Below are 13,924 nucleotides of genomic sequence, written 5' to 3' on the forward strand. Positions count from 1 at the left end.
GCGTTTGCTCCCTTCGTCTATCGGTTAGGACGCCACCCTTTCACGGTGGAGAGAGCGGTTCGATTCCGCTAGGGAGCGCCACCCGCATCCTCATGGCCTTGTTTTTCCTTCAGTTTTCACGATTTTCCCCAAACTGTTTGCTGTGGTTTGGGGAGATTTGTTCGCTCTATGTGCATCGAGGCTCGCGACAGCCCGCTTACCGCCTCGCCGGCGATCAGCCTCACGGGTATATCGCTCGGCCTCCGCCAGTGTCGTGTGACCGAGCGCAGCCATAATGTCATGGGCACTACATCCTGCGTCAGCCAGGAGCCGGCCCAGAGTCTTCCGAAGCCCGTGCGGCCGGCAAGTCAGATCGGAGATGCCGGCAGCGGTGATGGCGTCGCGCATCCAACCGGAGAAGCCGTCGACGGTGAAGGGCTTCCCCCATTCGGTGATCAGCACACATACGTGCTTTCGCGGCGTCGCTGTGAGCGCTCTCTGAAGGTCCTCGCTGATCGCCATGTCGACCTGCACGCCGGTCTTATGGCGCCTGTAGCAGGCGCCGTCGTCGACCTGGGGCCACGTGAGCACGTGCGTGTCGACGCGAGCCGTGCCCATGTTCAGCATGAGCGCGTACGCTGTGCGCTGCTTAGTGCCGATCGGCCATCGCCTCTCGAATGCCGCCAGCTCGGCGTCGGTCCAAGACCGAACCTCGTTGCCCTTCGGCCGCTTGATGCCTTGGGATGGGTCGTGCTTCAGCCATTCCTTGCTGATTGCGAACTGGATCAGGATGCGGAGCTTCTTCAAGGTATCGAGCGCGGCGCCTGGACGGTCCGTCAGCGGATCAAGGATGAAGCTGGTGATGCGGTCCTTGTTGAGACCGGCTACAGCACGATGGCCGTGATCGACTCTAATCTGCTCGAGTCGTGACGCGTAGCCGCTCTTGCTCGTCTCGCTTAGACCGCCGTACTGGCCGCTCGACTTATAGGCTGCGATCAACGCACCGATCGTGCCAGCCGCATCCTTCTTCACCGCAGGCTTTGGTCCTGCTCCTCCTGCCATGGCAGCCGCGTATGCATCGCGAAACTCCTGCGAGGTCGGGTCATCCGGCAACTTGACCCGCGGGCCTTTCCCGATCCGAAAACTCAGGTAGGTGCGGCCCTTGACGTGATTGCGGTCGACGTGCGGCGGCCATTTGCGCGGCATTTCTACGTCCAGCCTTCATCTGCTTCGACAAGGTCCTCGCCGTCATGGGGCAACGCATCAATCGCAGAGTCAAGCTCTCGGACGTCCCACATGCGACGCCGGCTGCCGGGCACGATCCGCGGCTTTGGGATTATGCCGTTCGCCATGTGCAAATCAAAAGTGTTGGGCGAAAGGTTGAAGTAGGCTGCCGCCGCTTCACGCCCAATCAGGCGCGGAGGCAACGTCGGTGGAAGGGCCGCCTGCTTGGGCACTAATCAGCCGCCTTCTCGCGCTGCGCGCGCTCGCGCACAGCGCGCGCGATCTCTGCGGTCATCGACGTAAGATTCTGTTGCGCCCACCGCTCCAGCGCTTCACGGACGTCAGCTGGAATAGCGAGGGTCGTTTTGGCTGCGCCGGAGCGGTTCAAGCGTCAATCCATGAAACAGATTTTCGATGGACCAATTGGTGCTTCGATTTGCGCCGGAATGCAAATGCACCCTTGCCAAGGGGGGCGCCGAAAGAGCGCCTGACCTTTGATTTTGTTGATGAATTTGTTCACCCCTTGCCAAGGGTGTGACCTCTTTGCATCGCGCCAAAATAAGTCGCTCACGATGCAGTGAGAGAGCCATTTCAATACGCAAAAAGGCCCGCCTTGCGGCGGGCCCTGAAGGACAGTAGTCGGTCTAAGCGGTTGCGGAAACGACCTCATCGTCCAATTCGAGGATGGCAGCGATGAGCCGGCGCAGGTCGACAGCGCCGTCGTCCAAGGTCTTGATGAGCCGCTTCTTGGCGGCGGCCTCGGTCTTGGTGGCCGCGCGCGTGACGATGATGCGGGGTTCGAGCGCCATCGCTTCGCTGCTGGCCGCGCGATAACGCGGGCGAGCTCACGGCGGCGTCGCCGCCTGCGGCATAGAGGTGGTCTAGCTTGCGATGTAGGTCTTGGTGCGGGTACCGCGGCGCCGATGTTAGGCCAGACTTCGAGTGGGGGCAAGCCGCAGATCGCAGCGATGGGGTATCGAAACACAAGATGACCAACGGCTGGGGGCAGCCTTTCGAGGACCCAATTGAGGTCGACGGACGCAAGCTGGTGACGCTGCGCGACGCCGGCGAGTACATCGTGGACCTGCCGAAAAAGACCCACGATCGACCAGACTGGCGCACCGCAATGGAAGCCCTACTCCTTGTGGTTGAGCGCGATGGCCCCACGATGCTTGCCCGAATTGGTATGATGCGAGCGCTGAACAATAAGCCACCGCCGTCGCTCGCGAAGCGGACGAGCTCTAAGTCCTAAAAGCTTATTCGATAGAAGCTTCGCAACTTCGCCGTCAATGGCACTTGCGGCTAGTCGACTCAACGGCCAACCTGCGAGCGCATAGCAAGCCCGCCTCCGCGAGCCTTGCCAGACACCGGACAATTCAGAATGAGCTGCGGCCCTTCCGTTGGGGGACGAGCAGTTGATCGGGGCTTGTCTTCAACGCACGAGCCAAGCGAGCCACGATCACTATTGTGCAATTGCGCGTACCGCGCTCGACCTGGCTGACATAGGTTCTGTCAACCCCCGCCTCCAAGGCCAGGTCCTCCTGGGAAAGCCCTAAGCCCTTGCGGGCTTTCCGCACGGCTGCTGCCACGACGTCGATAATGCCAGTCTCGTCCTCCATCCGCGGAAGCAAGCCGGCGTGATGACTTTTGGTCTACGGACTATAAGTCCCATTTTTTGATTGATTAATGATGACTATCGTCTACAATTGCTCGTCACTATCGAGGAAAGCAGGAATGCCCAGCACAGAGTGTATCGCGGTCGATCCGCCGGAGACCGACCCCGTCAAGGCGATCTTAGAAACCCGCTCCCACGACAGCCCAATCCCATCCAGAGCGCGGCTGCGGGCTGGAAGGCCAGCACGGCGCATCGAGCGGAGCCGCCTTAATAGCGCCCCACCCCCAAACCTGATCCGGTTCTTTCGTCGTCGGGCCGGTTTATCCCTTCAAGACCTTGGCAAACTGGTCGGAGTCACACGTGAAACTATCCGCCGCATCGAGGAGCGCGACACCTGGCTTGACGCAGAGCGCGCTACAGAGATCGGCCGGGCGCTCAGCCTGCCTAAGGAGGCTATCGGCTTCTCCACCGCTCCGGACGCCTACACTTGGGCGGCGAAGTCGCTGAGCGTCGTGGGATACGTCGCCGCCAACGATGAGATCAAAGACAGCGATCTATCCAGCCGACGCCTCGCCGGCAGCTCACACTTGCCAGACGACTCGGTGGCGCTGGACATCCAGCAGGGCAAGATGCGGGGCTGGCTCCTCGTGTATCGTCCCGAGTCATCCGAACCGATGACCAAGGACGTTCTAGAACGCCAGGGGTCGGACGAGAAATTCATTGCGTGCCTTGAGGACGGAACGACTTGGTGGCGTCACATCACGCCAGCTGCCCGGTCAAATCTTTATCACTTAAACTCGCGCTACCAGGATCCGATCAATGACGTCCGAATTGCGTGGGTTGCCAAGATCGTTGCCATCGAAAATGGCCTCGTGGAGTTGCCTACGCACGAAGAGCTCAGCAAGGTCGTCGGAGAATAAACGCGTCCTCTTCAGCCATTGACTCGAAACCACCGAAGCTTCCCATCCGCAGGCTGCAGCAAACAAAGCAACGCATGCATCCGCCGCTCGACCCCGGAACGGCCTTGACCGCGGCCAATACCCATACGGCACCATCGAACAGCGCGAACTCCGGCACGCAGGTCTCGGGATTCGGAGAACCAGCACTCGCGCGAGATTAACTCGGATAATGAATGGCCGATCATGGTTCGCTACTTGGGCGAACGCGACGGTGTGCCACTGCAAGACATTTGGTCATACCAACCCTATACAGATGGTACCGTTTGGGGGCGCAACAAAGGGATAGACGCCGATGTTGCATGGCCCGGTCCCACTGATCCGGAGCGCCTAGGCTAGCGGATCACCACATCGTCCATGTGATTGCGCACTACTCTACAATCTGCTCAACGTCCGCATCTAAACCAACCCGTAGAGCTTTGCGAGATTTGGGGCCGACATGGGTCCATAGATTTTCTATAAGGCGATACTTCTCCTGCAGAGGCATTCTTGGCGGCAGAAGACGAAATAGTCGTTCCGCGACTGTACCGCTCATCTGAACGGCTCCGCTGCGCCGCCGGTCAAACGTCCTTTCCGCATACGCGCGTGCCTGCGCTCCATCTCAGCGCTCGTAGGCATCAAGGATGAGCCTCAGAGAGTGCGGCGGTAACGAGAAGAAGTACTCCTTCACGTCTTTATCGGTTCCGCCTAGCTCGGCGCTTAGCCGTCTCGCGTCCTCGATGTGCTGACGCGCTCGTTCGTGACCGATGTCCACATGTCGGCCGTGGTAGCGTCTGCTATAGCGGTGCCGAGTCATCAGGCACCCTTGAACTTGTCAAGCGGGCGTTGAAGGAAACTCTTTCGAACGCCGTGGCTAAACACCAACCGCACATAGTAGCCTTCGCCGCTCGGCTCGCGAGTGGCCTCCATTTGGCTTCCGACAGAGGCAAGTCGTTTGCCTTCAACGAAATCCGTCCCAGCATCATGCCGTCCGAAATGCGCTCAGCGACTGCTTTGCTGTTGGAGTTCGTAATGAATGCCCCGCCCGCGCTGCCGAGTCGTCGCTCGACCAGACCCGCGACTTCAAGCATCGTCATCGCTTCCCGCACGGTGTTGCGCCCGACCCCCAACTGCTTAGCCAGTTCTCGCTCCGGCGGCAGCCGTTGACCCGGACGCAGATGGCCGGACCGAAGCTGTTCTCGGATTTGGTCAGCGATGTCTTCGATGGCGCGGATCGACCGCGCCGGCCTCAAACTCATATTCGCGTCAGACGTCAGCAATCCCCGCATTGGCCCAACCCATCTTAAGGCCCATCCGTGGAATGTGGAATGCCTGCAGGGTTCTTTCCCGGATTTACCCCAAAGACCTGCCATCCCGTCCCGATCCGCCGGCGACATCAGACTGTTCAGCAGAAATCCTTCGTAGATCGATGACTGGTTTCGGCCGCGACGATCGATACGCAGATGCTCACGATCAACCAGCTGAGCGATGCACTCTGATTATGCGGTCTGAGACGCCTCAGCCAATGGAAAATAAATGGCGTAAGCCCCCTCTGCACTTCTAGAATATCTGCTTGTGCCTTGAGATTTTGTAGAACCGACATCGCGCGCAGGAGCGCGCGCACCCCTGTTAATCATAATTTTCTCCTTGGTCGCTCTCGATGCGACGTCAGGAACGCTAGATGAAACAGGCGATCTCTTCGCCCCTTTGGCAAAGCCCTTCCCCCTCTTGGCAAGGCCTCTAACTCTCGTCGAGTCGCGCTTACCGCGTACTGTTTTCTACACAAAAGGAATGGCTGCAAGCCGGAGAAACTCGCACCCCTAAGCAATGAAAGAACTGATCTAAGCGGGTTAGAGATATTCGTAGACATCCTCGATGCCTGACTCGAAGCCGCTAAAGAAAGCGGGACTATAAAGTCTTCGAATTTCAGCGATGCGACCTTCAATCAGTACGTTCTCGCAACGGGCCTCTTCGATCATCTCCAACCAAAGCCTATGCGCATACTCGTAGCCGCGAAGAAAGGCTGAGTCCGCTGGACAAGTTCGAAAACACTCTAGGGAATCTCTTAGACAGGCTGAAGGAGTTTCAGGTGTCATCACAATACTTGACTAGTAGCGCTGTGCGTTTGTCGAAAGGGGCCCCACAAAAGCGAAGCGTTTTTGAAAAAACAAAATCGACGTGTTGGAGATATAAGCCAACATTTGTAAGCGTCAAGCATGAGCGCTTGTCGCATTTGAAATGTTTTTAGGGCCCGCTGGAGATTACGCGTCGACCGCCTTAGGAAGGGTGTCGAGCTCGTTGAAAGGCTGTTGCAACACGCAGGAGGGCCTTGGGAAGAGGGTTGTTGACCTCACGCTATCGCGCGTAACAGGCTCAGTCGGGAAGATTGCTTGGAAAGAATGCGTAGCGAACGTCCAAATTGTGTCTGATGTCCCCTTTAAGCGCAATGCTTTGCACGCCACCAATCGAGACGATTTCGTTTGGCGCCTTAGAAGACGCTCCCACGCTCGGACGCGCCCGCGGCATGGCCGTGCCGGATTGTGTCGCCAGCGCGGTCGAGGCCGGGACTGGTTCGGGACGTCCGAGCCGTCTGGGCTCCGTCCATGCGATTAGAGCCGGAATCCGTAAAGGTCGGTGATCGTCGAGTGACAACTACACGCCTTTGTTTCAAGAAGCGTGCGATTCGCGAATGGCATTCCTCAGATCGACTGCTCAGATTTGGGGTCGATAGATTTTTCTTGATCTCCTGGTGCACACGGCGCCCCCGAACCATTTGAAAAACTTGAACTCTCGCTGTAATCCATCATGGGCAAGTTTGATCTAGCTCCAGCAACCAAGGTCCAACGAGATCTTGCCAACAATGGCGTTCGGTCGTCGATGGGAGCAAGCTCGCCCGCACTCTACGCCCTACCCCACGATCGCAGAGTCCCCGATATCCCTGTCGGGTCAGCCTGCACATCGGTTTTTTCGGAGTTTGCTCGGCGTTCACTGACGTGGCGGCCAGCACACGCGCATGGTCGCCAAGTCGCGACTGCTATCCAGAGGCTTCAGACATTTCGTCACCTCCATGCCTGCTCCGGTTGGAGCGGATGCCGGGTGGGATTTGCACCCACTGGAAAGCGCCGCCTTGCAGGCGCACGGGACCTGCAACCATCTCAAATTGCTTCTTCAGGCGGTAGCCTGATCATGCCCGACCCCACTTCCCGGACGACGTCGTCGACCGTGACCGATTCCACCGCTCGACGCGACAACAGCGCATTCACAGGGGCAACGAGTTGGGCGCGGTCCTGGCCCGTTTCTCGTGGCCGATTTTCGCGCGACGATTCGGATCGATGTTAGACATGCCCTGCGCTCGACGTTCAATCGTTCGTTAGGACAGATGACCAAAACGTCTACTCCTGTGACGCTTTCGGTTCGCGGTGTTCAGAGTGAAATGAGAAGGAGCGAGATCGCAGAGGCTATTCACAAACCAGAACGCGCCTGTTGCGCCGGTAGACGTAATAGCAGTCGCTATTGGAAGAATATCCATAGCGCGAGCTGCCATACGCGTAACCGGTATAGGCTCCGGCGGCGTAGGCCCCGGCGGCATAGGCGCCATAGCGATAGCGCGACCGGCCATAGCCGGAGCCAGAGCCAGAGCTTCCGGAGTAGCTGCCGGAACGGCTGTAGCTGACGGACGCAGAGCGAGCCGAACTTGCCACTCCGCGACCACCACCGCGCACACCGGCAAACGCCCTGGGATTGCCGCGCGGGCCGGCGCCCGCGCCCCGAGGACCCGGACCGCCGAAGCCGGCGCGCGGCCCACCACCAGGCCCCAGCGGAGGACGACCCGCGAACGCCGGAGGACCTCCGCCCGCCATCGGCGGAGGCCCGCCGGCCATTGGAGGGGGCCCGCCCATCGGGGGAGGCCCGGGAAACTGCGCGAACGCCGCGCCTGCCAGCAACGAGAGCGTTGCGAGGGTCACGCTGACGGACAGCGCCAAAAATGTCTTTCGGGACATGGTGTTTTCCTTGCTAGAATTGCGGTTCGGGGACTTGCGCCGGCGCATTGTGTGCTGGGCTCCGCTCCGCCGAGGGATTGTCGGGGACCGCCGTCCCGTGCGCGGTTTGCTGATCATTCGGACCAGGGTAGATTCGGAACCACGTTACATAGAGCGCCGGCAGGAATAGCAGCGTCAGCAGCGTGCCCACGATGATGCCGCCCATCATGGCGTAGGCCATCGGGCCCCAGAAAATCTCGCGCGCGATCGGGATCAGCGCGAGACTCGCGGCAGCTGCGGTCAACAGGATCGGCCGCATACGATGCTCGGTCGCCTCTAACACAGCTTCCCAGGGCGGCCGCCCTTCCTGCTCCAATTCCTCGATCTGGACGATGAGGATCACGGAGTTACGGACCAGGATGCCGATCAGCGCCAGCACGCCGAGAATGGCGACGAAGCCCATCGGCGCGCCGCTCGGGAGCATCGCCATGACCACACCGATCACGGCAAGCGGCGCGACCGCAAACACCAGGAACAGCTTGGAGAAGCTCTGCAGCTGGAGCATCAGCACGGTCGCCATCACGAACAGCATCAGCGGAACGACGGCCACGATCGGCGCCTGGCTCTTGGCGCTCTCCTCGACGGAGCCGCCGATCTTCAGCGTGTATCCCGCAGGAAGGTCCTTGGTGAACTCGGCCACCTTAGGCGCAAGGTGATCGACGACCGTTTTTGGCTGCGCATTGCCAACGACGGCAGTTTTCAGCGTGACGGTCGGGATGCGCGCGCGCCGCCAAATCGTCGGCTGCTCGAGCTCGTAGTGCAGGTTGGCTACGGCCCCGAGCGGCACCGACTGACCGCTGGCCGCAGGCAATTGGAGATCGCGTAGCGTATCGATCGAGGCGCGCTCGGCCGCCATGGCGCGTGCCGTGACATTGACGAGATAGATGCTGTCGCGGACCTGGGTGATTGACGAGCCGGCGAGCACCGAATTCAAGGCGGTGGCGATGTCTTCCGAGGTCACGCCGAGCTGGCGCGCCTTGTCCTGGAGCACGTCGACCTTGACGACGCGCGCAGGCTCCATCCAGTCGAACACCACGTTGCCGAGATCGGGGCTGCTGCGCAGAACGCCGGCGAGCTTCTGGGAGAGCTCCCTGACCTTGGCGAGGTCGGGACCGCTCAAGCGGTATTGCACGGGACGTCCGACTGGCGGCCCGACCTCAAGCAGCTTGACGTAGGTGTCCGTTCCAGGGAACGTCTTCTTCAGATAGTCCTCGAATTGCGCCTTGACCTTGTCGCGTGCCGCAATGCCGCCCTTGGTCACGATCACCTGCTCGCCGAACCATGTGTTGGACGGCTGCACGTCGAATGACAGGACGAAGCGCGGCGCGGCGGTGCCGACATAGCTCGACCAGTGCTCGACCGAATCATTGCCCTGGAGCTGCTCGCGTTCGAAGCGCGCTATCTGCGCGTCGGTATCGGTAATCGATGCGTTCTGCGGCAGGCTCCAGTCGATCACCAGTTCGGCGCGGTCAGATGACGGGAAGAACTGCTGCTGCACGAACTGCATGCCGAACAAGGCCAGCAGGAACGCCGCAACCGTGACCGAGATCGTGCTCCAGCGGTGATTCATGCAGAACAGGAGCAGGCGTGCAAACATCTGCCCAACGCGACCCTTCTGCTCGTGATGCCCCTTCATCTTTGCGGGCAACATGGTAACGCCGAGCAGCGGCGTGAACACCACCGCAACGACCCACGACACGATCAGGGAGACCGCGATCACCACGAAGAGAGTGAAGGTGAACTCGCCAGCATTGCTGCTGTTGAGCCCGATCGGGATGAAGCCGGCAACGGTGACCAGCGTGCCGGTGAGCATCGGGAAGGCGGTCGATGTATAGACGTAGGTTGCTGCCTTCTCCAGGGGATCGCCGACCTCGAGCCGCGCCACCATCATTTCGACCGCGATCATGGCGTCGTCGACCAGGAGACCCAGCGCGATGATCAAGGCGCCGAGCGAGATGCGTTGCAGCGAAATCCCGGCATACTCCATCACGACGAAGGTGATGGCCAGCACCAGCGGGATGGCGATCGCCACGACGAGCCCCGCGCGCACGCCCAGGCTGATAAAGCTGATAGCGAGAACGATCACCACGGCTTCGAACAACGCCTTGGTGAAGCCGTGGACCGCTTCCTCGACGACGACCGGCTGGTCGGCGACCTTATGGACCCCCACGCCGATCGGCAGATCGGCCGTGATCTTTCTCATTTCCTGCTCGAGCCCCTCGCCGAAGTGCAGCAGGTTTGCGCCCGTCTTCATGCCGATGGCGAGCGCGATCGCGGGCTGGCCGTTATACCTGAACAGCGATTGGGGCGGGTCGACGTAACCGCGCGTGACGGTGGCGACGTCGGTCAGCGGGAAAAAGCGGTCGTTGATGCGAAGATTGACCGCCTTCAGACTAGCCTCCGACGTGAACTGGCCACTGACGCGCACGCTGATCCGCTCGGGACCCTCCTGGAACACGCCGGAAGCCGCGACCGCGTTCTGCCCCTGCAGCGAAGACATGATCGCGTGAACATCGAGGCCAAGGGCAGCAACCTTGCGGGTGGAGAATTCGAGATAGATCACCTCGTCCTGCGCGCCGAGAATGTCGACCTTGCCGGCACCCGGGACGGTCAACACCCTGGCGCGGATGTCCTCGACCTCATCGCGCAACTGCCGTTGGCTCAAGCCGTCGCTGGTGAAGGCATAGATGTTGCCGAAGACGTCGCCGAAGCGATCGTTGAAGACAGGCCCGAGCACGCCTTGCGGGAAATCGCCCTTGATATCCGCGATCATGTTGCGGACGCGAATCCAGGTCGGCTTCACGTCAGCGGCCTTGGTGCTGTCGCGCAGATAGACATAGACGGTGGTCTGACCCGCGACCGTCACGCTCTTGGTGTAGTCGAGCGATTCCAGCTCCTCGAGCTTCTTCTCGATCCGGTCGGTGACCTGACGCGTCATCTCCTCGGGCGATGCGCCCGGCCATTGCGCCGCAATCACCATGGTCTTGATGGTGAAGTCGGGATCTTCCTGCCGGCCGAGCTGAAGGTAGGAAAACAGGCCCGCCGCCATGAAGGCGATCATGAAATACCAGACGAGCGAGCGATGGTGGAGCGCCCAGTCGGAAAGGTTGAACGACTTCATGGCTGCTGATCCTGTTCGATGCGGACCTTTTGGCCCTGCTTGAGGCTGTGGACGCCGGCTGTGACGATGCGCGCGCCGGGATCAACTCCGTCGACAATGCGGGCGCCTGCCGGATCGACGGCGAGATCGACCTTGTGCAGCGACACGGTGTCGGCCGGCTGATCGACGACCCACACGAAGTTCGCGCCGTCCTGGGTGAGCACCGCCGAGGCGGGCACGTGCAGATTGAAGGCCAGCGCGCTGCTTGGCTTCACCGTGACGGTCGAGCCGAGGCGAAACCCTTCAGGCGGGTTCGTGAGCGCGATGCGGACGCGCCGCAAGCGGGTCACCGAATCGGCTTGAGGCGCGATCTCGCGCAGCTTGCCTTCGACTTGAACCGAGGGAAGCAGTTGCAAAGCGACCGTGAATGGCATGCCGACTTGCAGCGGAAGGGGAAAATCCTCACCGATGTCGACGACCGCCTCCCTGATATCCGGCCTTGCGACCGTCAGGACGTTCTGGCCAGGCGAGACCACCTGGCCGACGTCGGCGCTCACCGCCGTGACCACGCCGGCGAAATCGGTCTTGAGCTGGGCGTAGCTCAGTTGCTCCTTGGCCTTGGTCAGGTTCGCCTGCGCGCTCGCGACTGACGCCTCCGATCCAGCGCGCGCCTGTTCGGCATTGTCCACGGTCTGCTTTGTGGTCGCATCGGTGACAATGAGCTTTCGCTGCCGCTCCTCGGTCGATTGCGTGGTGGCAAGCTGCGCCTCGGCCTGCGCGAGGCTCGCCTTGGCGGCGCGCACGGCCAGTTCGAGAGCTGTGGCATCGGTCGTGGCGACGATCTGCCCTGCACCGACGAGGTCTCCGACATAGAACGGACGCGAGGTCAGGCGGCCCAGGACGCGGAAGGCGAGATCGGTCTTGTAGCGGGGCTCGATAACGCCAACCATGAGGCCACCGTGCGACTGGTTCGGTTCGAGCACCATCGACAGCACGGGCCTTACAGGCTCCGGTGCCTTCGTCTCCTTCTTCTCACAGCCAGCGAGAATGAGCGCCGAGGCGAGCGCGCCGGCTGCGATCAAAGCGCGCTTGGTCATGATCGGTCTCCTTCATACGTGACGGGCTGGCCGATGCTCAGAAGCTTGCCGCCGTCGATCACGACGCGCTCGCCGGGCTGAATGCCTGCCTTGACCAGCACTTCTCGGGCTTCATAGGCGGAGACCGTGACCGGTCTCAGCGATACGGTCCTGGTCGCCGGATCAACAGTCCAGACCGCGGGCTTGTTGCCCGCCGCCATCAAGGCACCCCACGGCAAGGCGATCTCCTCCTGGCCCTTCGCTTTGACCGTTCCCGAGACGGCGCTGCCAAGCGTCATTGCAGCCGGCGGATTCTCGATCGCGACTTTCACGCGGATGGTCGAGCTCTTCGGATCGACCACCGGCGACACTTCCCTGACACGTCCAATCGCCGTCACCCTGGGGTCGGAGACCAGCGTCAGCGAGACGCGGTCAGGATCTGTATTGCCGAAGAAGATGGACTCGTAGACGTAGAAGACGGCGTCGCGCTCGCCGTCCTGGGCCAGCGAGAACACGGACTGCGCAGCCTGCACGACCTGTCCGGCTTCGACGTTGCGCGCGGTGACAACGCCGGCCGCCTCGGCACGCAACTTCGTGTAGCCAAGGGCATCCTTCGCAGTTCCGAGCTGAGCTCTTGCTGCCTCAAGCACCCCTTCAGCGGTTCGCAGCCCTTCCTGGGCCTGGTCGTAGACCGTCCGGGTGGTGAAGCCGCTCGTCATCAGCGACTTCTGCCGGTCATAGGTTGCCTGCGCCACGCGTAGCTGCGCTTCCGCGGACGCCACCGCCGCGGTTCCAGCATCGACATCAGCCTGCTGCTCGGCAGGATCGAGCAGCGCTAGGACGTCGCCGGCATTGACGTGATCGCCCACTTCCACCTTGCGGGCGATCACGCGACCGGTGACACGGAACGAGAGATTGGCGCTGAAGCGGGCCTGGACTTCCCCAGTCAGCGTGACGGAGGCCTGCCGATCCCGCGCCTGCACGACCTCCGTGCGCACGAACGCGGCGCGCGCCGCCGGGGCGGCGGTGTGATCGTTGCAGCCGCTGAGCGCAGCCGCGGCAAGCAAAATCGCGATTCCAGCGAAAGCTTTGCGCGGGCGCTTGGTTCGAAACTGGTTCAAAGAGGGTTTCATTGCGCATCCATGCGGTGGGAGGGGGACAACAGCTCGCCCAAAACGTCCGCGCCGCCCTGATGGCGGGGGTGCAATTCGGCCTGGTGCATGGCAGGGAGCTTCGGCCGGCGCGGCGACCGCAGCCGGCGCGTCGCCATCGCCCAGTTCGCCTGCCTCTCGCGTTCGGTCAGCGGAAACGACAGCACGACGGAGGTGAACTCCGCGCCAAAACCGTGCTCGACGCGGCCGCCAAGCGCCTTGGCAAGATCATTTCTGATGCGCAGCTCGCGCGCCGAGACGTCCCGTGCCGCGCGCGAACCGTTGTCCAGCACGACGCAGTTCACAACCGCGCCGATGCGCGACAGCTTGATCCTGATCGCGCCGGCCCGCGTATCGAAACAGGCGTGCTTGGCGGCGCTGGTGACGAGTTCGTGGGCGATCAAACCGAGCCGCCAGCAGCGTTGCGACTGAAGCGGGATTGATTCCGTGGCGAATGCCAGCCGGATGTTCATTCGATCCAGCCATGAACGGCGCATGCCGGAGCCCAACTTGCGGAGATAGGTTGCGGCGTCGATGAGGGTCTTGCCCTCCGGCATGGCCAGCGCTCGATGCAGCTCAGCCTGTCCATGCAGCAGCTCGACCACGTCGCTCAGGGCCGCCTTGGCCTCCGTTCCCTCCACCCGGACGGCCGCAGCCGAGACCAGGTTGATCGCCGCGGCCACGCCGTTATTGACCCTGTGGTGCAGCTCGCGCAGCAGCACGCCTTGCTCGACTGGCGGCGAATCCGGGCTCGACATAGTCACGACAACCTCCTGAACTGGTGCGGATAGCGGGGCCGGCTGC

The 13,924-nt window shown here is 61.6% G+C and carries 12 protein-coding genes and 1 tRNA gene; 3 read left to right on the forward strand and 10 right to left on the reverse strand.

Translation table 11 applies throughout. The features are described from left to right. Nucleotides 1-6 precede the first annotated feature (6 nt). Nucleotides 7-81, forward strand: a tRNA-Glu gene (locus IC761_RS18930). Between the two features lie 9 nt (nt 82-90). On the opposite strand, the gene IC761_RS18935 is transcribed toward IC761_RS18930, so the two are convergent. The 3 genes from IC761_RS18935 to IC761_RS18945 all read right to left on the reverse strand — a co-directional run bounded on the left by IC761_RS18935 (nt 91) and on the right by IC761_RS18945 (nt 2,012). After that, complete coding sequence (locus IC761_RS18935; RefSeq protein WP_195798168.1) at nt 91-1,185, reverse strand: tyrosine-type recombinase/integrase; 1,095 nt, start codon at nt 1,183-1,185, stop codon at nt 91-93. Nucleotides 1,186-1,435: 250 nt separating this feature from the next. Next, a complete protein-coding gene (locus tag IC761_RS18940; protein ID WP_195798169.1) occupies nt 1,436-1,591 on the reverse strand; it encodes a hypothetical protein in 156 nt (51 codons plus the stop codon). 256 nt (nt 1,592-1,847) lie between these two features. Beyond that, on the reverse strand, nt 1,848-2,012 hold the full coding sequence (locus IC761_RS18945; RefSeq protein WP_195798170.1) for a hypothetical protein: 165 nt from the start codon (nt 2,010-2,012) through the stop codon (nt 1,848-1,850). Nucleotides 2,013-2,191: 179 nt separating this feature from the next. Here IC761_RS18945 and IC761_RS18950 point away from each other — a divergent pair, with 179 nt between their 5' ends. Next, nucleotides 2,192-2,455, forward strand: a complete 264-nt coding sequence (locus IC761_RS18950) for a hypothetical protein (RefSeq protein ID WP_195798171.1) — start codon at nt 2,192-2,194, stop codon at nt 2,453-2,455. A 124-nt stretch (nt 2,456-2,579) separates the two neighbouring features. Here IC761_RS18950 and IC761_RS18955 read toward each other — a convergent pair whose 3' ends face one another. Further along, a complete protein-coding gene (locus tag IC761_RS18955) occupies nt 2,580-2,822 on the reverse strand; it encodes a helix-turn-helix domain-containing protein (protein WP_195798172.1) in 243 nt (80 codons plus the stop codon). Between the two features lie 115 nt (nt 2,823-2,937). On the opposite strand from IC761_RS18955, the gene IC761_RS18960 reads away from it, so the two are divergent. Further along, nucleotides 2,938-3,738 (forward strand): helix-turn-helix transcriptional regulator, encoded by an 801-nt coding sequence (locus IC761_RS18960; protein ID WP_195798173.1) that lies wholly within the window; start codon nt 2,938-2,940, stop codon nt 3,736-3,738. An 812-nt stretch (nt 3,739-4,550) separates the two neighbouring features. Here the strand turns inward: IC761_RS18960 and IC761_RS18965 are convergent. The 6 genes from IC761_RS18965 to IC761_RS18990 form a co-directional block, all read right to left on the reverse strand. Further along, entirely contained in the window at nt 4,551-5,042 is a 492-nt protein-coding gene (locus IC761_RS18965) for a FadR/GntR family transcriptional regulator (protein WP_195798174.1), read from the reverse strand. Between the two features lie 2,169 nt (nt 5,043-7,211). Beyond that, the gene (locus IC761_RS18970) at nt 7,212-7,754 is read right to left on the reverse strand and encodes a hypothetical protein (protein ID WP_195798175.1); all 543 of its coding nucleotides are present in this window, start codon (nt 7,752-7,754) and stop codon (nt 7,212-7,214) included. A 13-nt stretch (nt 7,755-7,767) separates the two neighbouring features. Next, nucleotides 7,768-10,914, reverse strand: coding sequence for an efflux RND transporter permease subunit (locus tag IC761_RS18975; RefSeq protein ID WP_195798176.1), 3,147 nt, complete (start codon nt 10,912-10,914; stop codon nt 7,768-7,770). Further along, nucleotides 10,911-11,990: an efflux RND transporter periplasmic adaptor subunit gene (locus IC761_RS18980; protein WP_195798177.1), complete on the reverse strand. Its 1,080-nt coding sequence runs from the start codon at nt 11,988-11,990 to the stop codon at nt 10,911-10,913. Before IC761_RS18980 ends, IC761_RS18975 begins: the two co-directional genes overlap by 4 nt. Then, the gene (locus tag IC761_RS18985) at nt 11,987-13,102 is read right to left on the reverse strand and encodes an efflux RND transporter periplasmic adaptor subunit (RefSeq protein ID WP_195798178.1); all 1,116 of its coding nucleotides are present in this window, start codon (nt 13,100-13,102) and stop codon (nt 11,987-11,989) included. Before IC761_RS18985 ends, IC761_RS18980 begins: the two co-directional genes overlap by 4 nt. Further along, nucleotides 13,099-13,878, reverse strand: a complete 780-nt coding sequence (locus IC761_RS18990; RefSeq protein WP_195804702.1) for a histidine kinase dimerization/phosphoacceptor domain -containing protein — start codon at nt 13,876-13,878, stop codon at nt 13,099-13,101. The genes IC761_RS18985 and IC761_RS18990 overlap by 4 nt, the downstream gene beginning before the upstream one ends. Between the last annotated feature and the right edge of the window lie 46 nt (nt 13,879-13,924).

The sequence above is a fragment of the Bradyrhizobium commune genome, assembly GCF_015624505.1.
Taxonomy (GTDB): domain Bacteria; phylum Pseudomonadota; class Alphaproteobacteria; order Rhizobiales; family Xanthobacteraceae; genus Bradyrhizobium; species Bradyrhizobium commune.

Bases quoted from the DNA above. Each gene is read 5' to 3' on its own strand.
- IC761_RS18955 (WP_195798172.1), bottom strand. From the start codon at position 2,822: ATGGAGGACGAGACTGGCATTATCGACGTCGTGGCAGCAGCCGTGCGG.
- IC761_RS18990 (WP_195804702.1), bottom strand. From the start codon at position 13,878: ATGTCGAGCCCGGATTCGCCGCCAGTCGAGCAAGGCGTGCTGCTGCGC.
- IC761_RS18965 (WP_195798174.1), bottom strand. From the start codon at position 5,042: ATGCGGGGATTGCTGACGTCTGACGCGAATATGAGTTTGAGGCCGGCG.
- IC761_RS18945 (WP_195798170.1), bottom strand. From the start codon at position 2,012: ATGGCGCTCGAACCCCGCATCATCGTCACGCGCGCGGCCACCAAGACC.
- IC761_RS18950 (WP_195798171.1), top strand. From the start codon at position 2,192: ATGACCAACGGCTGGGGGCAGCCTTTCGAGGACCCAATTGAGGTCGAC.
- IC761_RS18980 (WP_195798177.1), bottom strand. From the start codon at position 11,990: ATGACCAAGCGCGCTTTGATCGCAGCCGGCGCGCTCGCCTCGGCGCTC.
- IC761_RS18935 (WP_195798168.1), bottom strand. From the start codon at position 1,185: ATGCCGCGCAAATGGCCGCCGCACGTCGACCGCAATCACGTCAAGGGC.
- IC761_RS18985 (WP_195798178.1), bottom strand. From the start codon at position 13,102: ATGAAACCCTCTTTGAACCAGTTTCGAACCAAGCGCCCGCGCAAAGCT.
- IC761_RS18975 (WP_195798176.1), bottom strand. From the start codon at position 10,914: ATGAAGTCGTTCAACCTTTCCGACTGGGCGCTCCACCATCGCTCGCTC.
- IC761_RS18970 (WP_195798175.1), bottom strand. From the start codon at position 7,754: ATGTCCCGAAAGACATTTTTGGCGCTGTCCGTCAGCGTGACCCTCGCA.
- IC761_RS18960 (WP_195798173.1), top strand. From the start codon at position 2,938: ATGCCCAGCACAGAGTGTATCGCGGTCGATCCGCCGGAGACCGACCCC.